The sequence below is a fragment of the Comamonas sp. w2-DMI genome (assembly GCF_040187735.1).
Classification (GTDB): domain Bacteria; phylum Pseudomonadota; class Gammaproteobacteria; order Burkholderiales; family Burkholderiaceae_C; genus Comamonas; species Comamonas terrae.
Genome location: NZ_JBANEL010000045.1, coordinates 1 through 22,549, shown reverse-complemented (window position 1 = coordinate 22,549; position 22,549 = coordinate 1). Strand labels below are relative to the sequence as shown.

25 protein-coding genes and 2 pseudogenes are annotated in these 22,549 nt (G+C 62.8%); 16 read left to right on the top strand and 11 right to left on the bottom strand.

The window, feature by feature from the left end:
• Positions 1 to 99 precede the first annotated feature (99 nt).
• The 6 genes and pseudogenes from V8Z74_RS24955 to V8Z74_RS24930 all read left to right on the top strand — a co-directional run.
• A pseudogene (locus V8Z74_RS24955) lies at positions 100 to 339 on the top strand (Tn3 family transposase); the annotation flags it as partial.
• Between the two features lie 99 nt (positions 340 to 438).
• On the top strand, positions 439 to 636 hold the full coding sequence (locus V8Z74_RS24950; protein ID WP_063570105.1) for a hypothetical protein: 198 nt from the start codon (positions 439 to 441) through the stop codon (positions 634 to 636).
• Positions 637 to 1,035: 399 nt separating this feature from the next.
• Entirely contained in the window at positions 1,036 to 2,292 is a 1,257-nt protein-coding gene (locus V8Z74_RS24945; protein ID WP_349712009.1) for a tyrosine-type recombinase/integrase, read from the top strand.
• Positions 2,293 to 2,304: 12 nt separating this feature from the next.
• A complete protein-coding gene (locus V8Z74_RS24940) occupies positions 2,305 to 2,499 on the top strand; it encodes a hypothetical protein (protein ID WP_349712007.1) in 195 nt (64 codons plus the stop codon).
• A complete protein-coding gene (locus V8Z74_RS24935; protein ID WP_349712005.1) occupies positions 2,499 to 2,774 on the top strand; it encodes a hypothetical protein in 276 nt (91 codons plus the stop codon). The genes V8Z74_RS24940 and V8Z74_RS24935 overlap by 1 nt, the downstream gene beginning before the upstream one ends.
• Before the next feature lie 4 nt (positions 2,775 to 2,778).
• Positions 2,779 to 3,303 (top strand): helix-turn-helix transcriptional regulator, encoded by a 525-nt coding sequence (locus tag V8Z74_RS24930; protein ID WP_349712003.1) that lies wholly within the window; start codon positions 2,779 to 2,781, stop codon positions 3,301 to 3,303.
• Between the two features lie 16 nt (positions 3,304 to 3,319).
• On the opposite strand, the gene V8Z74_RS24925 is transcribed toward V8Z74_RS24930, so the two are convergent.
• From V8Z74_RS24925 to V8Z74_RS24905, 5 genes are all read right to left on the bottom strand, one after another.
• Complete coding sequence (locus V8Z74_RS24925) at positions 3,320 to 3,694, bottom strand: helix-turn-helix transcriptional regulator (protein WP_349712001.1); 375 nt, start codon at positions 3,692 to 3,694, stop codon at positions 3,320 to 3,322.
• A gap of 151 nt (positions 3,695 to 3,845) precedes the next feature.
• Positions 3,846 to 5,360 carry an SAVED domain-containing protein gene (locus V8Z74_RS24920; protein ID WP_349711999.1) on the bottom strand — a complete coding sequence of 505 codons (1,515 nt, stop codon included), beginning with the start codon at positions 5,358 to 5,360 and terminating at the stop codon, positions 3,846 to 3,848.
• Between the two features lie 61 nt (positions 5,361 to 5,421).
• Positions 5,422 to 6,354, bottom strand: coding sequence for an AAA family ATPase (locus V8Z74_RS24915; RefSeq protein WP_349711997.1), 933 nt, complete (start codon positions 6,352 to 6,354; stop codon positions 5,422 to 5,424).
• Entirely contained in the window at positions 6,354 to 6,869 is a 516-nt protein-coding gene (locus tag V8Z74_RS24910) for an HORMA-1 domain-containing protein (protein WP_041190930.1), read from the bottom strand. The genes V8Z74_RS24915 and V8Z74_RS24910 overlap by 1 nt, the downstream gene beginning before the upstream one ends.
• 5 nt (positions 6,870 to 6,874) lie before the next feature.
• Positions 6,875 to 7,840, bottom strand: a complete 966-nt coding sequence (locus V8Z74_RS24905; RefSeq protein WP_349711995.1) for a CBASS oligonucleotide cyclase — start codon at positions 7,838 to 7,840, stop codon at positions 6,875 to 6,877.
• 165 nt (positions 7,841 to 8,005) lie between these two features.
• Between V8Z74_RS24905 and V8Z74_RS24900 the strand changes: the two genes are divergently transcribed.
• Together V8Z74_RS24900 and V8Z74_RS24895 are read left to right on the top strand one after the other, a co-directional pair.
• Positions 8,006 to 8,332: a helix-turn-helix domain-containing protein gene (locus tag V8Z74_RS24900; RefSeq protein WP_041190637.1), complete on the top strand. Its 327-nt coding sequence runs from the start codon at positions 8,006 to 8,008 to the stop codon at positions 8,330 to 8,332.
• Positions 8,329 to 9,192, top strand: coding sequence for an ImmA/IrrE family metallo-endopeptidase (locus tag V8Z74_RS24895; RefSeq protein WP_349711992.1), 864 nt, complete (start codon positions 8,329 to 8,331; stop codon positions 9,190 to 9,192). The genes V8Z74_RS24900 and V8Z74_RS24895 overlap by 4 nt, the downstream gene beginning before the upstream one ends.
• 525 nt (positions 9,193 to 9,717) lie before the next feature.
• Here V8Z74_RS24895 and V8Z74_RS24890 read toward each other — a convergent pair.
• The gene (locus V8Z74_RS24890) at positions 9,718 to 10,362 is read right to left on the bottom strand and encodes a hypothetical protein (RefSeq protein ID WP_349711990.1); all 645 of its coding nucleotides are present in this window, start codon (positions 10,360 to 10,362) and stop codon (positions 9,718 to 9,720) included.
• Positions 10,363 to 10,775: 413 nt separating this feature from the next.
• Here V8Z74_RS24890 and V8Z74_RS24885 point away from each other — a divergent pair, with 413 nt between their 5' ends.
• From V8Z74_RS24885 to V8Z74_RS24855, 7 genes are all read left to right on the top strand, one after another.
• On the top strand, positions 10,776 to 11,099 hold the full coding sequence (locus tag V8Z74_RS24885; RefSeq protein ID WP_349711988.1) for a DUF2200 domain-containing protein: 324 nt from the start codon (positions 10,776 to 10,778) through the stop codon (positions 11,097 to 11,099).
• 372 nt (positions 11,100 to 11,471) lie between these two features.
• Entirely contained in the window at positions 11,472 to 11,981 is a 510-nt protein-coding gene (radC, locus tag V8Z74_RS24880; RefSeq protein ID WP_349711986.1) for a RadC family protein, read from the top strand.
• A gap of 282 nt (positions 11,982 to 12,263) precedes the next feature.
• A complete protein-coding gene (locus tag V8Z74_RS24875) occupies positions 12,264 to 12,614 on the top strand; it encodes a DUF2958 domain-containing protein (protein ID WP_349711984.1) in 351 nt (116 codons plus the stop codon).
• 99 nt (positions 12,615 to 12,713) lie between these two features.
• On the top strand, positions 12,714 to 13,184 hold the full coding sequence (locus V8Z74_RS24870) for an SRPBCC family protein (protein WP_349711982.1): 471 nt from the start codon (positions 12,714 to 12,716) through the stop codon (positions 13,182 to 13,184).
• 518 nt (positions 13,185 to 13,702) lie between these two features.
• Complete coding sequence (locus V8Z74_RS24865; protein ID WP_349711980.1) at positions 13,703 to 14,533, top strand: DUF932 domain-containing protein; 831 nt, start codon at positions 13,703 to 13,705, stop codon at positions 14,531 to 14,533.
• Positions 14,534 to 14,608: 75 nt separating this feature from the next.
• Positions 14,609 to 16,669 (top strand): ParB/RepB/Spo0J family partition protein, encoded by a 2,061-nt coding sequence (locus V8Z74_RS24860; RefSeq protein WP_349711978.1) that lies wholly within the window; start codon positions 14,609 to 14,611, stop codon positions 16,667 to 16,669.
• Between the two features lie 62 nt (positions 16,670 to 16,731).
• The gene (locus V8Z74_RS24855; protein ID WP_349711976.1) at positions 16,732 to 16,941 is read left to right on the top strand and encodes a hypothetical protein; all 210 of its coding nucleotides are present in this window, start codon (positions 16,732 to 16,734) and stop codon (positions 16,939 to 16,941) included.
• Positions 16,942 to 17,091: 150 nt separating this feature from the next.
• On the opposite strand, the gene V8Z74_RS24850 is transcribed toward V8Z74_RS24855, so the two are convergent.
• From V8Z74_RS24850 to V8Z74_RS24830, 5 genes and pseudogenes are all read right to left on the bottom strand, one after another.
• A complete protein-coding gene (locus tag V8Z74_RS24850) occupies positions 17,092 to 17,466 on the bottom strand; it encodes an MmcQ/YjbR family DNA-binding protein (RefSeq protein WP_349711974.1) in 375 nt (124 codons plus the stop codon).
• A gap of 12 nt (positions 17,467 to 17,478) precedes the next feature.
• A complete protein-coding gene (locus V8Z74_RS24845; RefSeq protein WP_349711972.1) occupies positions 17,479 to 17,967 on the bottom strand; it encodes a RidA family protein in 489 nt (162 codons plus the stop codon).
• Positions 17,964 to 19,193 carry a YbfB/YjiJ family MFS transporter gene (locus V8Z74_RS24840; protein ID WP_349711970.1) on the bottom strand — a complete coding sequence of 410 codons (1,230 nt, stop codon included), beginning with the start codon at positions 19,191 to 19,193 and terminating at the stop codon, positions 17,964 to 17,966. Before V8Z74_RS24840 ends, V8Z74_RS24845 begins: the two co-directional genes overlap by 4 nt.
• Before the next feature lie 28 nt (positions 19,194 to 19,221).
• Positions 19,222 to 19,899: pseudogene (locus tag V8Z74_RS24835) on the bottom strand (type 1 glutamine amidotransferase domain-containing protein).
• A 50-nt stretch (positions 19,900 to 19,949) separates the two neighbouring features.
• A complete protein-coding gene (locus V8Z74_RS24830; RefSeq protein ID WP_349711968.1) occupies positions 19,950 to 20,684 on the bottom strand; it encodes an SDR family NAD(P)-dependent oxidoreductase in 735 nt (244 codons plus the stop codon).
• Positions 20,685 to 20,824: 140 nt separating this feature from the next.
• On the opposite strand from V8Z74_RS24830, the gene V8Z74_RS24825 reads away from it, so the two are divergent.
• Complete coding sequence (locus V8Z74_RS24825) at positions 20,825 to 21,757, top strand: LysR family transcriptional regulator (protein WP_349711966.1); 933 nt, start codon at positions 20,825 to 20,827, stop codon at positions 21,755 to 21,757.
• The last annotated feature ends 792 nt before the right edge of the window (positions 21,758 to 22,549 follow it).

Genomic DNA, 22,549 nt, shown 5'->3' with positions numbered 1-22,549 from the left:
ACAGGAAAGTCAATGAAATCAACGATCTACCAACACCACCTCCGCGCCAGTGCTAGCTTTTCGTACCGTCACTTATTGCACTGAAAACGAGGAGACCCCTACCGGGCTAGCGGCCTCAATCTGGTAACGGCTGCCGTCGTGTTGTGGAACACGGTCTATCTGGAACGGGCTGCGCACGCGCTGCGTGGCAACGGCCATGCCGTTGATGACGCGCTGTTGCAGTACCTGTCGCCGCTCGGTTGGGAGCACATCAACCTCACCGGCGATTACCTCTGGCGCAGCAGCGCCAAGATCGGCGCGGGCAAGTTCAGGCCGCTACGACCGCTGCAACCGGCTTAGCGTGCTTTATTTTCCGTTTTCTGAGGCGACCCCTTGACTGATCGGCTGGGAGGGAGGTGGATAGACTTCTGGTTTTTAGAACGTCGCTATGGTGTCAGCATGAAACTGAACGAAGAAAACGAACCGTTCTTCATCACCGAGGACATGGCCGCCGAGATGGCTGCTGCCGGCTACGAGTTCAAGCCTCCCGGCCATGCCAGAACGAAGAGCGTCCGCGACCTGTACGGATGGCAGCCTGGGGAGACTCTGGAGCAGGCCATTGCCCGTCAACAGCGAAGGCAGTGTTCATCCTCTTGATCTGAGCATGGCATTATTCATGGCATTAGTTGGTTGCCGTATTGTAAGTCATTGATATTTAACATGGTTTTGTGACTATAGATAATCGAGTGGGAGTGAATTTAGGTCCTTCAAGGACTATCGCCAGCTATCGATAAGGATGTCGTAACGTATTGATTTTTAAGAAAATACGTCACGACAACTATCGGTGACTATCGCCGACCAGCAAAAACGGTTGACGGTAGAGCTGACGGTAAGAATTGAGGCGAGATTAAGACACTCTCGTTCACTATTGAGGCTTTTACCGTCTTTGACGGTAAAAGCCTTCTCGGGAAAGCTTATTTCATGCGGCTTTCCGGGCATCAGCGGGTCTCCTGGTCCCTGACGGTAAAAGCCGTCAAAAAAAAGGAGAAAATCTCGATGCTGACCGACACAGCGCTGCGCAATCTGAAGCCTAAGTCCTTGACTTATAAGGTTTCTGACCGGGATGGGATGTACGTGACGGTATCGCCCGCAAATACCGTCACCTTCCGCTACGACTACCGTCTCAATGGCCGCCGCGAGACCTTGACCATCGGCCGCTACGGGCCAGGTGGTATTTCGCTGGCAATGGCGCGCGAACTGCTCCTGGAGGCGCGCAAAGCCGTTCTCCAGGGCATCTCGCCCGCGCTCGAAAAGCAACGCGACAAGCGCCGGGTTCGTGCCATCAAGACCTTTGGCGCGGCGATGGAGACGTTCCTCGCCCATACGAGGTGGGCCGACAGCACCCGCGCCGCGCGCATGCACATCATCGACCGGGACATCCTGCCGGTCTTCCAGAATCGCCTGCTGACCGAAATCCAGGCCGAAGACCTCCGGATCTTGTGCAACAAGGTCAAGGAGCGCGGAGCGCCAGCCACTGCGGTTCAGATCCGGGACATCGTGAAGCAGGTCTACGTCTACGCCATCGCCCACGGCGAAAAGGTGGTCAACCCGGCCGACGGCGTGGGACCGTCCTCGATCGCTACCTTCGTGCCGAAGGATCGTGCCCTGTCGCCGCTGGAAATCCGGCTGATGGTGCAGCAGTTGGAAACGGTGGCGACCTATCCGACCATCAAGCTGGCGCTGCGCCTGATCCTGCTGACGTTGGTTCGCAAGAGCGAATTGATCCAGGCCACCTGGGATGAGGTCGATTTCGAGAATGCGACGTGGACGATCCCGAAGCAGCGGATGAAGGGGCGCAACCCGCACGTGGTCTACCTGTCGCGCCAGGCGCTCGACATCTTCGTCACGCTGCACGCCTGCGCGGCAGGCTCAAGATTCGTCTTTCCTTCTCGCTACGATCCACAGCGGTGCATGTCCAATGCGACCTTGAATCGGATCACGATGCTCGTGGCAGAAGGCGCCAAGGCCAAGGGGCTGTCGCTACAACCGTTCACCGTCCACGACCTGCGCCGCACCGGCTCGACGCTGCTGAACGAAATCGGCTTCAACCGCGACTGGATCGAGAAGTGCCTGGCGCACGAGGAGGGGCGTTCCTCGCGTTCGGTCTACAACAAGGCCGAATACGCCGAGCAGCGGCGCCACATGCTGCAAGAGTGGGCCCACTTGGTCGATGCCTGGGGCGCCGGACAGACCTATGTGGCGAAGCTGATGCCGGAGAACGTGACCGTGCCGGCGTTGAGTGCGCTCGGGTAGAAGGGGGCCATCATGGTTTGCTTTGAATCGATCTTTGCTGGTTTGCGTCAGGTTTATTTTTTCGAGGAAACGATCACTCTGAGTGATCGAAAACCTGAAAGTCTGAACTTCCTGATGGTTGAGCCGCGCGGTATGCGGGGCAATTTTGCCGAGGCAAGGTTGTCACTTGACAACCTTTGGGCTTGTGCCGATACTGGAGGCTACTGATGGCTCGCCACTCGCATCCCAAGAAAGAGGTCGAGGAAGCTCTCAGGTATGCCGAAGGGCAGGGTTGGCGCGTCGAAGTCGGCGGCAGTCATGCCTGGGGGCGGATTTACTGCCCATACAACGATAGAGAATGCCGCTGCGGCGAGTTCTGCATCACCAGTATCTGGAGCACGCCGAAGAACCCCTGCAACCACGCTCGCGCCTTGCGGCGCGTCGTGGACAACTGCACCACGCACCGCCAACAGCGCGAAGCTGACGACGGTGCCCAGGAGTAGCGCGATGGAATACACGTTCACCTTGAAATACCAGCTTGCGGACGAGGACCGCGACGCCGATACGCTGGTCGAGCGTCTAGGCGAAGCCGGTTGTGACGATGCCCTGGTCGGTATCGGGCAACCGGGGCGGCTGGCGCTGGAGTTCACCCGTGAAGCCGTTGATGCGGACGAGGCGGTACGCAGTGCGCTCGCCGATGTACGCCGTGCTGCGCCGTTGGCCCGGCTGATCGAGGTGGCGCCTGATCTGGTCGGGCTGACCGATGTGGCCGACATCGTGGGCGTGTCGCGGCAGAACATGCGCAAGCTGATGCTGGCCCATCCGGGCAGCTTCCCGACGCCCGTGCACGAGGGCAGCGCGTCGATCTGGCATTTGGCGGACGTGTTGGCCTGGTTGCAAGCCAAGGGCAGCTATACGCTGGCCAAGGACGTTTTTGACGTGGCGCGGGTGGCCTTGCAAGTCAACGTGGCGAAGGAGGGGCGGCGGTTGCCGCGCTCGGCGTCGAAGGCTCTGGAAGCCTTGGTTGGATGAGAGCCGTTGCCCGGTCTCATGCCTCACTCGAACCCGCCCGGACAGGGCGGGTTTTTCGTTGATGGACATCCGGCTTGGAAGTGCGGCTGCGAGGTGTTTGCTTTCGTTCTTCGACCCATGCCTCGACTTCGGCCAGGTCCCACACCACGCAACGCGGGGTCAGGTTGAAGCGGCGCGGGAACTCGCCGCGGCGCTCCATTTCGTAGATCGTCGTTTCGGCCAGGGGAACGATCTGCCGCAGTTCCTGGCGGCGGATGGTGCGCCGGAAGGGAAGGGCGCTGTGCTTCGGAAACTGCGGCAGTGCCTCGTAGGCCTCCGTGCCTGGCAAGGGGAGGGGCTGGCCGGTGTCGATGCTGGATGCTTGTGGTAGGTGTTCCACCCTGGACTCCATGAGTACGCTGCATGGAGGCATGGTGACGTTCAATATCTATCGAGACAACTTGCTGCGGCGTAGACGAGCGAACTTCGTGTGTTCAAGTGCTCATAGAAATCTTGGGTCACTTATAAGGCTTGCGAGGGCATCCCTTGGCTGCATGAACGCATCAGATGGGTAGAGATACAGAAGCCTTATAGCCGCCACCATTCGCGCCTTCGAAGTCGTATTCGTACAGCGTAGTCTTGCCGAGACTTGGCTGTCGCTGTCCCAAGAAGAACGTGAAGGCGTTCGGTGCTGCGATGAAGAGGTGCAGCGGTGGCTTGTTCCCATTGCGTTTCTGGTTGATCTGCAACGCCAATGTTTCGGCCAGATCAAATGCGTGCCGACCACACGCTATAGACCGCGCGCCAGCGCCGCAGGTCGGACGGGCAATCAACAATGAACCCGCCTGCGGCAGGGAAGCTGCAAGATGCGCCTTCACGGCGGGAACCACATCGTGAGTGAGGCATACCGCGACAGCCATGTCTCCCTCGGGCTCGTTCACCGTTTCCAGATCGAATTCCCACCCGGGCCAGGACGGGTCGCGCGGCATGTCGCTTGAGTGCCAAACATTCCGATGCACGGTTCTTTGCTCGATCTCGACGTTGCGGCCGGATTTGATGTTCAGTACCGATCCGGCGGCGAAGGCCAGCGTAATGTGAGCGTCGAGAATCAGCCGAAGATGCTGGTTGTCCCTTGCCGCAGTCTGCAGGAAACATTTGAGCTTGGGATAGAGCGTCGTTGCCCATTCGGCTTGATCGCGGATCGCGCGTTCGTCGAAGTGCGGGATCAGATCGAGGACAACAGTGCATCGATCTTCCAGTCGGTCAAAAGGGTGCTCGAAGGATTTCACCCCGAACACCACATGTGCGTGGCCGTCGCCAGCCAGCAGACCTTCCCGCTTACAGGCCTCCCGGAAAGTCTGTCGATCGAACTCCAGACGACCTTGCGCGAGCCACTGGAACGCAACGTCGTCGTAGACGAAGCTGCTCTCGTTCATGGGAACGCGCCGCAGACCGCGGTTTTCGAACAGCAGATCAAGGTTGTCCCGATGATCGTCAAGAGAGGTGGAGTCCGTGTCCAACGACAGCGTGCGAGCAAGGAGCATGAGTTCCTGGTCATCGATACCGAGGTGCTCGCGCCAAAGCTTCCTGACCTTGCCGGCGGCAGAGCGATCGGTGGTTCCGTCGAATAGATCTTTCAAGCGCAGGGTCTTCGATTTTTGATTGATATAGCTGCGTAGTGGGTCGGCCTGTCCGACTCGCCAATTGGTGAGGAGCTTGAACCGGGCGCCGATGCCATCACGCGCGTGGGCGACCTGTGCCGCGCGGGCTCGCTGCAATAATGAAAACTTGTTCGCGTTGATCCATTCCGGATCAACCAAGTCGGCATATCCGAAATCATTGATGGAGACATGCCACTTGCACTGGATGTGTTCCCGAAGGATAGGCCTGCCTTCATGATCCCCGGGCGCACGGTCGGCCGCGTAGGCGACCCACACATCGTCGAAACCCTTCGGCCCCGACTCAAACCCTACTACCGTCACTGGACTCGTCGGGTCGAGCAGGCAAGCGGCCTTGCGCCAGAAGATTCTGGCTTGGAACGCATCTCCGTCTCTGCGGACGGCAACGGCTTGGGTCATGGTGGTTCCTTGTCAGTACGCTGTACGGCTGGCTTGTCTGATCGCATCTTGTGCGTCGATGTCACGCATCGCGGAACGGCGGCGTCGGCAGAATCGACCGGGCCAGCTCGATGGCGCGCGATGGCTTGATTGGGCCCTCCGGGTACGCGTCCAGCACGATGGCGGGCAACAACCGTTGCGTGATATCCGAATACGTGAACCCATAGGCGCGCTTGGGGTGCTCGCCCGTCGCGGCCACAAGCGCATCCAGGTCGGCCTTGCCGAATCCGGCATTCCCAAGGCGACGCGACAAGACATCGTGCCGTTGCGCGGCATCGGGTCGCTCGAATACGAGGATGTCCGCAGCTCGGCGGCGCACTGCCGGGTCCAAGGCGTTCAACCGGTTGGTGCACATCAGCACTACCGCAGGGAGCCCACCATTCGCGAATCGATCGATGCCGCGGATGAAAGCGTTGACGCCCGCCCGGTCTTCATGGTGCATCTGATCGGATTCACGCGACTGGGCCAGTGCATCGGCTTCGTCGACCAGCAGGATGACGCCGCCGCGTGCGGCACCCTTGGCCGACTTGAACTTGCTGGCCTCATTGAACGCGTGCTCGAACGCAGCAGAAACGAGTTGAGTCATCTCGCCGACCCGGCCCTGGCCGCGGGAAGAAAGGCTCAGAGGCAACAGCGTGATGTCGATGTCCTCCTGGCGGGCTACCTTGTCGCCAATGGTCTCCGCCAGCTCCGTCTTGCCCGAGCCGACATCGCCAGCGAGCACGACCAGGGGCGGGCGTCGGATGACGGTATCGAGCAGGTTGGCAGCGTCGGCGTGGTGCTTGTCTTGCCATTTGCGGAGGCCCGACGGGTTGATCAGAACGCCCAGCATGTTGGCCAGGCGCTTGATCTTGTCGTCCATGCCCACCAGACGCGCAAGACGCGCTTGTGCGTCAGGGTCGGGCAGCGTCATCGGGCGCTCGAACAGGCCCTGGAGATTGGGTTGCTGGCTCATCAATAGCTCCTTACGCTCGCGCGGCCAAGCGAGCGGCCGCCGGAAGAATAGGTTTTGTCGTCGGCGAAGTAGCCATTGCTGACTGCGGCTTCCGATCCACTGACACGCTGCAGCGGCAACTGCTTCTTGACCGCCGCACGTTGCTCTGTCGTCAGGGCGTCCCAAGCGGCGCTGTACGTCAAGTAACTGTGAAACTGCGCGCCGCTGATGTCCCTCCCCGGAAGCACGCGTCCAGGATCATCATCTGTGCCGCCTCCTGTCAAGTCGCTTGCGGTGTACCGCAAGGTGGGTTCGATCCATTTATCGTCGCGCTGAAAGCCATAGGTGACGGTTCCGAGATAGCCCTGACGTAGCAGTTCGGTGACCTCGCCCTCGAATTCTGCGATGCGTTCGTCGGTGATGTGCCCGTACAAGCGCTGCAAGCGCTTGAGGTCCGCCGACACCTTCGCAGCAAGGTGCCTGGCATGCGTCAACGTGAAGGTCCTGGTTTCGGTCGCGGTGAAGCTGTAGCTCATGATGTTCAACCTTGGAAGGAAGGGCCGAAGACTTTCTGCCAGTAGCGCAGCGTCAACTCTTTGTTCGGTGCGGCCAGCGCGGCGTCGATAGCCTCGCCCGCATCCAGAGCGGCATCGACGATGGCATCGGCGTTCTCGACCGTATAGAGCCGCGCCACGTTGTTGCTGGCGTTGATCGGGTCGATGATCTGCACGGGATCGTCGAGCTTGGCGACGCTAGGGGCCTTGTAGTGATCCTCGAAGACGATGCGTTCGCGAAGGTTCGATTTCGCGACGTAGGTGAAGAATGACTGCAGCGCTTCGGGATAGTCGGAGAAGTCCACGCCGTCATCGCACAGCTTTGCCAGGATCATTTCGATCATGAAAGACTTGAACCGGAAGCCGTCTCGCTCCTGCTTCATGCGTCGGGCCCAGAACTTCACCAGCCGCACAACCTGCGCAAAGTGCGTTTGCTGCGCTTGCTTGCGTTTGCGCGCGAACTCCAAGTGCAGCGGGATGCTGGTTTCCAGGAAAGATCCGTCGTCCTGGCTGATCAGATCGCCGCGCCAGTCGGGCAGGCCCGCATACAGGATCGGAACCACATCCACGTCCAAGCCCGATCCTTGGAACGATACGGTGACCGAATAGGTCTGGGGCTTGACCTGATCTGGGCGGAAATTGGGGAAGGCCTTGCGCAATCGCTCGGCCAGGTAGTCCAACAGCGCTTGGATGTCGTGCGGGGCGTCGGAGCCGCTGACGTAGACGGCCATATCGATGTCGTTGAGCGACCGCAGCGCGGTGCCCTTGGCAAGGCTGCCCGAAAGTTGAATCCGCTTGAGCGAGAAATCTGGATGTTCCGAGAGATAACCCTCCAATTTCTCGCGCAGCCGCCGCGCTTGCGCGCGGTACTCATCCGCCTTGTCTTTGGGCAGATTGACCTTATCTTCAGCGAACCGCACAAGGTCGCGATGGTCGATATGGGTACGGGACATCCTGAAAGGCTCCTTATGAGGCGATCTGGCTCGTATCAGCGAGTCATGATAAAAAGTTCGGAATCGTGAACACGATCGGATGCTACACCTGTTCTCTCGGATGTCAAACAAAAAGTTCGGCATCGTGGTATTCTTCGTCCACGGATTTTGGACAGGAGACGGACCATGGCGACACGTCTCGGCGAGAAGCTGCGTGAGCTTCGGAAAGAGCGCGGATTGACGCTCGAAAAGCTGGCTGACCTTGCAGGGCTCAGCAAGAGCTATCTCTGGGAGCTGGAGAACCGCGAATCTCAGCGACCATCGGCAGAGAAACTAACGGCGCTAGCCGACGCGCTCGGCGTTGCTGCTACCTACTTCTTGGAAGAGGATGTTCGGGCGCCAGAGGAACGGCATCTGGATGAGGCATTCTTTCGTGGCTACCAGAAGCTCGAACCTGAGGCGAAAGAGCAACTTCGGAAAATTCTGAGCACCTTCAAGAAGACCTCGCAATGACCGAGGCCTGGACTCCACCGCGCGCAGCCAACCGGTTAGCGAAACTGGCCGAGGTGTTTAGCGCAGCTCATGGCGTGGATCGGTTTCCCGTAGACGTGCCGCCGCTCGCACTGGAGGCGGCACGCATCTTTGGTTGGTCCGATCCGATCGCGCAGGTGCAGGCTGCCAACATCAAGGGTTTCGACGGTGCGCTCTTTCCTGGCGGGGGAAAGAGGGAGTGGCTGTTGCTCTACAACGAATCAGTGTCTTCACCCGGTCGAGTACGGTTCACGCAGGCCCATGAGCTTGGGCATTACATCCTGCACCGGCAACTCCGGGAGTCGTTCCAGTGCAGCGATGCTGACATGCTGAACTGGTCCAAAGATGACAAGGACATCGAAGGGCAAGCCGACCTGTTCGCGTCGTACTTACTGATGCCTCTCGACGACTACCGCAAGCAGGTTACTGCCACCGTCGATCTGGACTTGCTCGGGCATTGCGCCGATCGCTACGGCGTGTCGCTGACGGCGGCGATCCTGAAATGGTTGCAGTACACGGAGGAAAAGGCTGTGCTGGTGATGTCCAATGATGGTTTCATCAATTGGGCATGGTCCAGCGAGCCGGCAGCCAAGGCAGGAGCGTTCTTCAGGACGCGCAACAACGTTATCCCGGTGCCCGACGGAGCACTCGCCGCTAACGCAGACGTCAGGCATGACAGGGTGGGCACTCAAATCCCCGCATCCATCTGGTTTCCTCATGCTAGCGCCGACATACCGCTGCGGGAGATGAAGATTCACGCAGAGCAGTACGGCGTTGTTCTGAGTTTGTTGCATCTGCCTCGCTCTGCAGACGTGTGGCCACCTTGGGCAGAAAAAGAGTAGTGGCTCCGTTGGCGACAGTCCAACAGATCACTTCGTATGAAAAAACGGGGGAAGGTCAGTGCCGAGTAGCGGAACAGCATCGTCGAGGTGGCCTCGAACGGCTCGCTGTGGGCTGAATCGACCCGACTTACCTGGTCACTTTTGAGCGAATGTCCGGAACTGGTCGTTGCGAACCTTGGAAGGGAAGGCCGAACGTCTCTGATCAGCCTCCACCAGACCCTGGCGTGCATCAAGTGAACTTCTGTTTATGGCCTTGACCTGCTCCCTTCATGCGTCCCAGTGTTGAGTTAGCGAGCCCATGGTTGTGGAGATTACTTGATCTCCGGTGATTGCCTTGCATCGCCAGCGCGCTGGCGATGCAAGGCTAGAACAAAGAATTCTCGTATCAGTGAAACGACAATCGCCGCGCACCAGTCAAGCGAAACTGCGGCGCCTGGCTGCCGATGCTCAGCGACCGCTGGCGGCCTGAAGCCGCGCCAGGCGCGTGGCCTGATCGACATACCAGCGGTCCGCGCTGGCCCGGCCCTAGGCCTTGGCGCGTTGCGCATATTCGGGAGCCAGGTTCTTGACGCCGGAGCCCACGGCCCCACCCACTTCACGCGCCCAGCTGACGGCACTGGCTTGGCCCTGCGATTTCTCGATGCGCTGGATGAGTGGCTCCAGCACGGCGAAGGTGGCATCTTCGGCGCGCTGGCGTGTGGCGGCGGGCACCTGGCCAATCATGGCCTCGCCCTGGCCCGGCCCCTGGTGGCCGCTGACGTAGCGCTCGGCGATCTGGCGCACTTGTCCCAGGTACCACTGGTCGGCGGGGTTTCTGTCACTCGCGTCCCAGCGACGGAAGTATTCGGGCTCCAGCGCGGCCATCTGCCTGCCGATGTCCCCCGCCGCCGTATTGAGCCACTGGCTGGCCTGGCCCTTGCCCTGGCTGCGCTGGCGGCTGGCATAGCCGGCCTTGAGCACGTCCACGAGAATCTTCCTGGCTTCGCCGGCCGTCCAGTCGGGAATCTTGCCGTCAAACCGATCCTTGGCGCTTGCCTTGCCGCCGCATTGACCCCGATGGCGGTTGGCGTCATAGCAGATGCCATGGTCGGCGTCGCGCCGCTTGTTGTCATCGATCTGGGACTGGTTGATGTTGTACCAGGCGTTGGCGGTGAGCGTGGCTGACAGCATCTGCTGGGCGCATTCGAGGCATTGCGCCTGCGCCGCCATCGGCGCGGCAAGAGCGCATGCTGCTAGCAGGACGGCTAAGAGTGGATGGCGATGCCGCATGGCCTGTCTCCCTTGTTGAAAGATGGGCACCGGCTCCAGCGGAGGCGGCACACGTGCCTGCCGTTCTGGTGCCTGTCGTGTCACCACCATACTCGACTTTCAGGGAAGTCCCATGCTAAGCGGGCATGGTGCGGTTGTTCTCCAGGCCGCACTGGCGGGATTGTCGTATCGTTGATACGAGCATTGCGGATGCCGTTTCGGTTCATTTGCCAGACAGTGTCTGGCGAATCTTTCACCGTAGCTTGGCCTGGCGGCTTGCTGTCTTCCTTCGATTCGCAGGAGCAATGAGGATGGTCGAACATCGAATTTTCAGCATGGCGTTTTCGACCGTGTATCCGCTCTACGTTCAGAAGGTGGAGCGCAAGGGGCGCACCAAGGATGAGGTGGACCAGATCATCCGCTGGCTGACGGGCTACGACCAAGCCGGGCTGGATACGCACATCGGCCAGCACAGCGACTTCAAGACTTTCTTCGCCCAGGCGCCGGCCATCCATCCGAATACGGCGCTCATCAAGGGTGTCGTATGCGGTGTGCGCGTGGAAGATGTGCCCGACCCGCTGATGCAGAAGATCCGCTACCTGGACAAGCTGATCGACGAGCTGGCCAAGGGCAAAGCCATGGAGAAGATTCTGCGCTGATGCCTCGTGTCGGGCGTCCCGGCGTTCCGCCGTCGGGCTGTCGTGCTGTGTGCATCGAACCCCCTATGGGGTTTCGCCCCATTCGGGCGTCCATCCCTGACGCCTGCGGCCTGGCTCGTTGATCCGGGCCTGCGCGCTGCGCTTACTGCAAATTACCAAATACGAAAGACAAAAACCAAATATCTGATGGGTTGTGGGCGAGGTGTGGGCGGTCTTGCTGTCCCTTTCACCGTAGCACGGCGTTCTCGCACTCAAGGGCTTCGCGTGCAGGCACGCTTGCGTCCTGCGGCCGTCCTTGACCCCTGACTGCTTGCGCTGCGCCGTGCTCTCCACGGTTCCGGGTAATTCCGCCCGAACAACCGGAGCACGACCATGTCGCAACTGTCCTTTTCCTCGTTCGATGCCTCGCTGATGGTGCGTGACGCACAGGGCCGCTACCTGCTGGCGACCACCGACCAGATTCTGCAGGCTGCGCGCCAGGCCATCGAGCACAAGCTGCAGCGCGGGGCGTCTTTTACTTCGCCGGCGACGGTCAAGGAATACCTGTGCGCCAAGCAGGCCGGCTTCGAGCATGAGGTGTTCGCGGTGCTGTTCCTCGACTCGCAGCTCTGCCTGATCGAGTACGCCGAGATGTTCCGGGGCACCATCAGCAGCGCATCGGTGCATCCGCGCGAGGTGGTCAAGGAAGCGCTGCGGGCCAATGCGGCGGCAGTCATCCTTTCTCACAACCACCCCAGCGGCAATCCCGAGCCGAGCGCGGCCGACCAGTCGATGACCCAGCAGCTCAGGGCGGCGCTGAAGCTGGTGGACGTGCAGGTGGTGGATCACGTCATCGTCGCGGGTAGTCGCACCACGTCGTTCGCCGAGCGTGGGCTGCTTTGATCCCCGGGGGCTTCGCCCCCTTTTTGCTGCGCCTGGGGGACGCAGCTCCGGCACTTACCGGGCCTGCGCGTGCTGCGCACTTGCCGCAATACCGGGGTGGGTGGAGGTACGGGGTGGGCGGCTTGCTGTCCCCTTCACCGTACCACGCTGTTCTCGCAGTGCAAGGGCTGCGCGTGCAGGCACGCTGGCGTCCTGCGGCCGTCCTTGACCCTTGACTGCTGCGCTGCGCCGTGAGGCCGACGGTTTCGGGCAATTCCGCCCGGCATCCTTTCAGGAGTTCACATGAACAACGTCCTCATCACTGACGAGCAGCGTGCGCTGCTGCTGGCCAATGGCCGCGAATCCTTGCTGAACCCGGACTTCGATCCGGCGCCTGTGGTCAAACTGTTCACGCCGGACGCTGGCGCGACCTGGCTGCTGACCGAGATTGATCCCGATGACCACGATCACGCCTTTGGTCTTTGCGACCTGGGGCTGGGTGAGCCGGAAATCGGCTGGGTCAGCCTGGGCGAGCTGGCGACGGTGCGCGGCGGGTTGGGCCTGCCGATTGAGCGCGACCTGTCGTTTCGGGCCGAGAAGCGGTTGAGCGCCTATGCGCGCGATGCGCGGCTGGTCGGGCGGATCGTCGTCTGATTCTTCTGGGGTGTCGCAAGGCGCCCCGTTTCTCCTCCCGATGCCCGCCGGGACTGGATCGCTTACAGTCTTGTTTGATCTGACCACGGGAGCAGAGCCATGACCCATTCGACGGGTCGCCGCGATGCGGCGTCCAGATACATCAAGGCATCGGCCTCGGCGATCTACGATGCCTTCGTGGTATGCGAGGCCGTGGCGCAGTGGTTGCCGCCGGACGGTGCGACGATGGAGATCCAAATCTTCGAGCCGCGCGTCGGCGGGCGGTTTCGGATGACGCTCACCTTTGCGTCGGCCCCCGGCAAGTCAACGTCCAACACGGATGTCGTGGCCGGACACTTCGTTGAGCTGGTGCCGCAGCAGCGCATCGTCCAGGCGTTCGTGTTCGATTCGCCCGATCCTGCTTTCGCGGGGACGATGACGATGCGCTGGGTGCTGGAGGCCGTAGAGGACGGTACGGTCGTCACGGTCGTTGCCGACAACGTACCGCGTGGCATTTCCCAGGCAGACCATGAGATCGGTATGAACTCATCTCTGGCCCATCTCGCCGCCTACGTTGAATCTCACGGCTGAGTAAGGGCGTTCCCGGCCAGGGAGACATGGCCGGTCGCGCTGTCGTGCTGCGCATCGAGTCGCCTGCGGCGTCTCGCCCCTGACGGGCCTCCATCGTTCCCTCGCTCCGCTCGGCTGACGCCTCCGGCCCGGCTTCCAGCTTCGGGCCTGCGCGCTTGCGCTTGCCATGCGGTTCGGCACACAGGGACGGCTGTTGCCATGTCCAGCCGTCTTCCCTGACTTCATCACCTTGTCCGCGACTGTAGCCCGCGCCCGTGCGCCATCAAGGCGCGCAGGGCCGTGTCCTCGGCTGCGCCTGCGGGCCGCACCAACCCTGCGCTTGTTTCCTTGACGGCACCCGTTCACGCGCTCCTGACCGTCGCGGGCGATGAACTCAGGAAAGACGGTGAGAACCAGGCCAAGAGGGCCAACCGGGTTCCTCGTGCCGACCGCACCGAACAGCCACAAGGCTGGGCTCCGAATCTAGGAATCCGGTGTGCGGTGTGAACAGCAAACCTCTTTTTGTCAGGAGAAAGATCATGCAACTCGCATCCCGTTTCGCTTCCCGCTCCCCTTCGCTGCGCAGCGATTACCCGCTGTCCGATGACCAGATTCGCAGCGTGGCCCCGTCCATCTTCGCGGACGCCCCGCATGAGAGCCGTTCCGAGCGGTACGCCTATATCCCTACGGCTGCCGTGCTGACCGAGCTTCGGAAAGAAGGGTTCCAGCCCTTCATGGTGACGCAAACCCGCGTGCGCGATGAAGGCAAGCGCGAGCACACCAAACACATGATTCGCCTGCGCCACGCCAGCCAGATCAACGGCGCGGAGGCTAACGAAATCGTGCTGCTGAACTCGCATGACGGCACCAGCAGCTATCAGATGCTGGCCGGAATGTTCCGGTTCGTGTGCAGCAATGGCCTTGTCTGCGGCGACACCGTGGCCGATGTGCGCGTGCCCCACAAAGGCGACGTGGCCGGTTCCGTCATTGAAGGCGCTTTCGAGGTGTTGAGCGGCTTCGAGCGCGTGAAGGAATCCCGCGATGCCATGCGCGCGATCACGCTGGATGAAGGCGAAGCCGAAGTGTTCGCCCGTTCCGCGCTGGCCCTCAAGTACGACCCCACCGACAACAAGCCCGCGCCCGTCACCGAATCGCAAATCCTGATGCCGCGCCGGTTCGAGGATCGTCGCCCCGACCTGTGGAGCGTGTTCAACCGCACGCAGGAGAACCTGACCAAGGGCGGATTGCATGGCCGCAGCAGCAATGGACGCCGCCAGAGCACCCGGCCCGTGCAGGGCATTGATTCCGACATTCGCCTGAACCGCGCCCTGTGGCTGCTGGCCGATGGCATGCGCGCCCTCAAGGCTTGACCCCCTCTGACGTTTTCCCCGCCGGAGGGGCGGTTTCCCCTCCATTCCCTTGTTTCACTCGATTGGAGATACACCATGAACGCCGTTACCACTACCGAAGCCCGCGCCGTCCAAGCCCCCGCGCTGCAAGCCGCCGACCCGAGCAAGCACATGATTCTGGTTCCGCTGTCGCGGCTGGTGCTGCGCCCCACGGGCCGCAATGTGCGCAAGACCGTCCCGCGCATGTCCATCCCCGAACTGGCCGCGTCCATCCAGCGCGTGGGCCTGCTGCAAAACCTGATCGTCATCCTTGCCGCCGATGGCGAGCATTACGAGGTGGTGGCCGGTGGCAGGCGCCTCGCTGCGTTGAAGCTACTGGCGAAAAAGCATCGCCTTGCCAAGGATTGGCAGGTGCCATGCCTGCAGGTGGCCGATGGCACGGCCCGCACGGCCAGCCTGACCGAGAACGTGCAACGTGAGGCCATGCACCCCGCAGACCAGTTTGAAGCCTTCGCCGCGCTGGTGGCCGAAGGCCGGCCCATCGAGGACATTGCGGCGGATTTGTCCGTCACGCCGCTGGTGGTGCAACGCCGCTTGAAGCTGGCGAATGTTTCCCCGCGTCTGATGGCGGACTATCGGGCCGACGCCGTGAGCCTTGACCAGTTGATGGCCCTTTCCATCACCGACGACCACGCCGCGCAGGAAGCCGCGTTCTACGACGCGCCGCAGTGGCAGCGCCATCCCTCGCACTTGCGCGAGCGCCTGACCGAGCGGGAAATCGACGCCTACCGGCATCCGCTGGTGTGCTTCGTCGGGCTGGACACCTACGAGGCCGCAGGCGGCGGCGTGCGCCGCGACCTGTTCGCGGAAGGTGACGCGGGCGTGTATCTGACCGATGCCGCGCTGCTGGAACGGCTGGCGCAAGACCGGCTGGCGGGCATCGCCGCCACAGTTCGCGCCGAGGGCTGGGCGTGGGTGGATACCACGCCGGGCATGACCCATGCCGACCTGCACGCTTTCCAGCGTGCGCCGAGGGAGCGCCGCGAGCCGAACAAGCGCGAAGCGCAGCGTATCGAAAAGCTGCAAAACAAGATGCACGAACTGGCCGAAGCCGTGGATGCCGCGCTGGACGCCGACGACGAGGACAAGGCCGACGCCTTGCAGGAGGAAGTCGACGCCCTGGGCGAGCAGTTGCAGGCGCTGGAAGATGGCTTGCAGGACTACGGCGCGAACGTGAAGGCCGCAGCCGGTGCCATCGTTACCATCGACCGCAACGGCGAGGCCGTGATTCATCGCGGCCTGATGCGCGAGGCCGAGGCCAAGGCGCTGCGCACGTTGGAAAAGCTACGCCAAGGGTTCGGCAGCGAGGACGCCGCGAACGATGACGAGGACGGAGACGACGACAGGCAGCCCAAGACCGCCGCCATGTCCGACCGGCTGGCCCAGCGCCTGAGCGCCCATCGCACCGCCGCGCTGCAAATCGAAGTCGCCCGGCATCCGCAAGCTGCGCTGGCCGCTGTGGTGCATGGCATGGTGCAGACCGTCTTGCAGGAAAGCCGCTACGGCCGCAGCCGCGATTTTCTGCCGCTGGGCGTGGGCCTGAAAGTGCAAGACCGGCTGGAAGGCATGGCCCCGGACTGGCCGGAATCGCCTGCCGCCGTGGCGCTGCGCGAACTGCAACAGGTAGCGGGCGAAGCCTTGCCGGAGGACAGCGCCGAACTGTTCGCCGCGCTGCTGGCGAAGCCGCAAGACGAACTGGTGCGGTTGTTGGCCGTGTGCGTGGCCTCCACGGTGGACGTGGTGACGCCCCGCGCCACGGTGCAGCAACCCGGCACGGAACTGGCGCAGGCCGTGGGCCTCGACATGGCCGCATGGTGGAAGCCGACCGCAGAAGGCTACTTCAAGCACGTTTCCAAGGCCGTGATTCTGGATGCGGTGGGCGAGTACGCGCCGCAGCACGTCACCCGGCTGGCGAAGCTCAAGAAGGCCGACATTGCCAGCGAAGCCGAACGGCTGGCCGATGGCACGGGCTGGATGCCCGCCATCTTCAAGGCCGAAGGCCCGCAGGATGCCGCGCAGAGGGCAGGCCCGGAGCAGGACGCCCCCGAGGATACCGAGGCAATGGCGGATGAACCCGCCGAGGCGCTGGCCGCTTGACCCGCGCCGAAGGCAAGTGCCCCGGCCTTGACCGGGGCGCTTCGCCGCAAGGAGAAACCCCCATGACCCGCACCACCACCAACCGCCCGCGCATGGTGGCGATCTACGCGCCCGGCACGGTGCGCGCCCGCCACTGGCACGGCGAGGGCGACGTGTGCGGCTACCGCCCGCCCTCGGGCTGGTCGGCCCGCGCCGACCTCACCGACATTCATCCCATCACGGGCCGCGCCTTGCCGCGTGCCATGTGGTGGATCATCGAGACGAAGGAATAACCGCGATCAGCACCGCGCCCAGGCCGTTCCGTCCTGGGCGCGGTGAACTTCAAACATCCGGTCGCAGCGGCGAGCCTCTTCCCAACAAAGTGGGACATCAAGGTTTTCTTTGAGGCCGCCTGCCATTCATGGGCGACCCCACGGCTTGGGCTACCTGGCCAGGAGATAGCTTTCATCCAGCCGGGCGAACACTTCCTCCACGGGCACGGAGCCATCGAGGCACATGGTGTACCAATGCTTCTTGTTCATGTGAAACCCCGGGAAGTAGCGCTTGCCATCCACCAGCGCGCGGATGGCTTCGGGGTCGCCGCGCAGGTCGATGATGTCCACCAGGCCATCTTCGTTCAGCCCTAGCTTGCGCTTTTCCAGAACCAGCAGCGCGGCGTACCACTTGTCGTTGTCCTGCCTGCGCAGAATGGCGTTCTTCGGAAAGCGCTGCCAGAGGAACTGCAATTCGTCCTGGTATTTCTCTCTTGCATACGCAATGACCTGCTGCGCACCAGCGCTCTGGAAGACTTCAGACATCTCTCTACTCCTTCACTCGGCACGCATCTGCGCGATCACCACCAGGATGACCGCCGCATTGGCCGTCAACTGGGAAGGCGACGAGATCGTCCGCGCATGGCCTGCCTTGTCGCCCAGCACGTCCGCGAACAGCTCGGAAGCGCCGTCGATAACCGCGGGTTGCTGGAACCAGCCCTCGGCGCTGGCCACATTGCCTTCCAGGCGCACGATATGGTCCAGCCGCTCGAAACCTCCCAGATGGGCATGGATCTGGGCCAGCACATTGAGCGCGGCCAGCTCGGCGGCATGCCGGCCTTCTTCCGTGCTCAGCTCCCGGCCAACCTGGCCCTGCCAGACGATCTTGCCATCAGCCAGCGGCAGTTGCCCGGAAATGAACAGCAGATCACCTGCCTGGCTCACGGCCGTGTACCGGCCCAGGGGCCTGGGCGGCGTGGGCAGTGCCAGGCCGCGTGCAGCCAGGCGTTGGTGGACGAGTGCGTCATAGGAAATGGTGTTGTTCATGGTGTGGCTCCGTTGATAAAACGTCTTCTGGCGGCGAGCAGATCGACCGTCAAGGCCAGCGCCAGTGCCGAGGCGCCCACCGCAAACAGCATCCGGTAGTCGCCGCCACGGGTCGTGAACAGATAGGACAGCCCGTAGGCGGCCAGCGCCTGGAACACGGCAAAGCTGGTCGTGGCGCGGCTCCAGGCATGCCTGGCGGCATCGCCCTGGTGGGCCAGCAGCTCGTTCACACGGCCCAGCACCAGCGGCACCACACCGGGCGTGAATGCTCCGACCAGCACGCTGGAGATGGCCAGGCCCGCGCTGCCCACGCTCACCACGGGAATCGCCACGGCGATGATCTGCAGCCCGTAGGCCATACGCAGCGCGCGGCCAAACCCGATGCGGTCCGCCAGATGGCCGCTGGCCAGCGGCCCGGCAACCGCGCCCAGGCCGTACAGCACCCAGTAGCGTGCGCCGGCGTCCACGCCCTGGCCCAGGCCGCGTGCCACGAAGTCGACGAGGAAGATCATGTGCGGCACCAGGCCGACGGCGTTGAGGCCGTATTCGGCATACAGGGCACGCAGTCCGGCGGTTGGCTGCGCCTGGGCCGGTGTTGCCTGCTGCGGTGCCGGTTGCGGCTCGGCAGCGGCATGTGCAGGCCCCGGCCAGCCTTGCCAGGCCACCAGGGTCAACAGCAGCGAGACGCATGCCAGGCCCAGCCAGGTGCTGACCAGACCACGTTGCAGCAGCAGCGGCACCAGCGTGCCCGAGGCGGCAACGCCGAGTCCGATGCCGGCAAAGACTCCACCGCTGACAAAGCCGCGCCGGCTGGGCGGTATATGGGGCAGGATGGTGGGTGCCGCCAGCACCATCAAGGCGCCGCCCGATACGCCGGCCGCAAAGCGCCAGGCGAAGAACCACAGAAAGGACAGCGGAACGGCGCAAGCCACAAAGGACGCCGTCGCCAGCAGCATCATGGCGCGCAGCACCACGATTGCCGGCACCCGCCGGGCCATGGCGCCAGCGGCCAGCGCTCCGGCCAGATAGCCCCCCAGGTTGGCAGCCCCCAGATAGGTTGCGGCCGAGGCAGAGAACCAGTGCGCCTCGATGATCGCCGGCAGCAGCGGTGTATAGGCAAAGCGCGCCAGCCCAATGCCGATCAGACTGGCGCAGGCGCCGGCCACCGTGGCGCGCCAGACGTTCAGCGACGGCGCCGGGAAGGAGTTTGCTGCGATGGATGGCATGGTGCCTCCCTGTGCCGAGCTGATGGGTTTACCGGACCGCGGCCAGCAGCGCCTTGGCGGCGGGGCCGGAGGAGCCAGGGTTCTGGCCGGTGATGAGCTGGCCATCGTGGACCACGTGCACGCCCCAGTCGGCCGTCTTCGAGAAGGTGGCGCCGAGCCTGAGCATCTCGTCCTCGAGCAGGAATGGCACGACCTCGGTGAGCCCCACCGCGGCTTCCTCGCCATTGGTGAAGCCGGTAACCTCCTTGCCTGCCACCAGCAGCTTGCCGTCAGGAGCCTTCACGTGGCGCAAGGCCGCCGTGGAGTGTCAGACCAGGGCGACGGTCTTGCCCGCGGCGATGAAGGATTCGAGCAGGGCAATCGAATGCCGGTCTTCGGCCAGGTCCCACATCGGGCCGTGGCCGCCTGGGTAGAAGACCGTGTCGAAATCGGCCTGATTCACGCTGTCCAGCCGCACCGTGCTGCGCAGTTGGGCCTGCGCCTCCGAATCCTGCTCGAACCGCCGGGTCAGGTCGGTTTGGAAGCTGGGATCGTTGCTCTTGGGGTCCATGGGCGGCTCGCCGCCCTTGGGCGAGGCCAGCGTGATCTGCACGCCGGCATCCTTGAGCACGTAGTAAGGGGCGGCCAGTTCTTCGAGCCAGAAGCCCGTCTTGCGGCCGGTGTTGCCCAGTTGATCGTGGGAGGTGATGACCATCAGAACTTTCATGATTGCTGCTCCGTTTGAAAAATCGGTTGAGACGGGGGGAGGGAAAGGACTCAGCGGCCGGCGCTGTAGGCGCCATCGACGGGCAGCACCGTGCCCGACACGAAGTCCGCCTTGGCGAGGTAGAGCACCGCGGCATTGATCTCGTCGACACGGGCCAGGCGGCCCAGCGGATGCAGGCTGCCGAGGGCATCGTGGTCGTCGGCCGCGTGCATGGGCGTGTCCGTCACGCCAGGCGCCACCGCATTCACGGTCACGCCGTAGGGGGCCAGTTCCAGCGCCAAGGCGCGGGTGGCCTGGTTCAACCCGCCCTTGAGGGCGACGGCCAGCAGGGCTGGCACCTTGGCATGCGGCTGCATGGCTACCGCCGCCGTGATGTTGATGATCTTGCCCGCGCGGCGCTCGCTCATGTGCCGGGCCGCCTCCTGCGAGGGGTACAGCGTGCCCTTCAGATTGGTGGAGATCTGTTCTTCGATCTCTTCGGGCGTGAACTGCACAAAGGGCTTGGCGGCGAAGATGCCGGCGTTGTTCACCAGCACATCGACCTTGCCGAAGTGGGCAATGGCTTGCGCAAACACCTTGCGCGCCGACTCCGGCTGACCCACATCGCCCGCCACGCCCACGAAACGCTCACCGGCGTTCAGATGTTCGGCCGTGGCTTGCAGACGCTCTGCGGAGCGGCCGGTGCCGACCACGTTGTAGTCCTCTCTGAGAAAGGCCTCGGCCAGGCCCAGGCCAATGCCGCTGGTGGCGCCGGTGATGATGACGGTGGGAGATGCGTTGCTCATGATGATGCTCCGATGCGTGGGGTTGCTGTGACCGGTATGGCGTTGTTGAAGATCGCCGCCGGTTGAGTGAACTTTATTGGCGCATCAAAAAGCAATAAATGGGATCTCGTACACTTGTCTCATTACACGAGGTAATGAATATGCACCGGCAATTCGACGACATCCTGCTGGGCAGCATCGAGCTGTTCTGCCTGGCGGCCGAGGCCGGCAGCTTCACGGCGGCCGCCAACACGGCCGGGGTGACGCCCGCGGCGGTGAGCCGTTCGATCTCGCGCCTGGAAAAGCGCCTGGGCGTGCGCCTGTTCGTGCGTTCCACGCGCAGCATTCGCCTGACCGAGGGCGGGAAGGACTACTTCGAGCAATGCCGCGCGGCGCTCAACCAGCTGGTGGAGGCCGAGCGCAAGGTGACGGGCGAGCAGGTGGAGCCCTCCGGCACCATTCGCATCAGCGCGCCCACCACCTATGGGCACTACCGGCTGCTGCCGCTGCTGCCCGCGCTGCGCGAGAAATTCCCGCTGCTCAGGTTCGAGATCCAGATTGGCAACCGCAACATCGACTTCCGCGAGGAAAACTTCGACGTGGCGATCCGCTTCCGCGCGCAGCCGGATTCAACCCTGGTCTCCCGCCATCTCGAAGACGCCCGGTTGGTGGTGGTGGCCAGCCCGGCTTACCTGCAGCGGGCCGGGCAGCCGCAGACTCTGGAGGATCTGGAGCAGCATGAGTGCATCCAGTTCGATCTGCCCAGCAGCGGCCGGCCCATTGCCTGGCTGTTCAAGGAAGGCGGCCAGGAGCGAGAACTCCTTTGCGAAAAAGGCCACTACCTGTGCGCTGACGACGTGCTGGCCGGGGTGAGCCTGGCCCGGGCCGGGGCAGGACTGTTCCAGACCTACCGCTTTGTGGTCGAGAAGGAACTGGCCGACGGCACGCTGGTCGAAGTCCTGCAGGCGTTTGCCGGTCGCTCACGCCCTGTCAGCCTACTGTACCCGCATGGCCGCCTGCTGCCGTCGCGCGTGAGGGTATTGGTGGAGTTTCTGGTGGAGCAGGCGGCGGCGCTGGCAGGCAAGGCGGCGTAACGACCATCTGGAAGCTGAGCTGCGAAGCCTCTGGGAACTAGCGTCAGCATCGCTCAGAAGCTATCGCCTCGACCCCAGCGTTATGTCGCTTTCCTCCAGGGGAATGCCCTGCGGACACTCCCCGCCGCGCAGGCTTGGAGCCCCGGAATACCTCGAACCGGCAGCGCTGGCCGGACGCTTCAGGCTGATCTGCGTCATTCACCATCCTGGGTCTGAACGGCAGCAATCGCCAATACCGGTCGCTGAACTCCGCCTGTCGTTGTTCGAATCGCACGCACCCGCCGAGCAGCACGAGCCTCAGTCGGCCTTGATGTTGCCCTTGCGCACAACTTCCGACCACTTCGCATCTTCCTGCTTGAGGTAGTCCGCAAACTGTGTCGGCGTGGATAGGTCCAGCGGCCGACCGATGCATCCCCTCCTTGAGCGCCTCGGCTACTTTGGCGCCAGGTTCATTGGCGAAGCGCGTGAATGTCCACTTCTGCCGAGACCGCAAGATCGAAGGCCACTGGTCGTCACAGGATCAGCGGCTTCAGGCTGTCTGCAGTCGCCCAATTCAAAGATGCCGATGACTACTAATGTCCACAGCAGTCGTTGGAGCGCGACCTCCACAAAGGTCCGCTCCAACCGCGAAGCAGTCACTGGACTGACATGAATTTCGAGTGACCGCTTTTACCTGGGGCGAACTGGTGCTCTCGACCGAGGCTGTGTGAAAACCCTCTCGTAGCCAACCCATGACCTGAATAAAGTCAATTCATCTCGGTTTCAGGAGATGGCATGCCTCGATTCATTGAA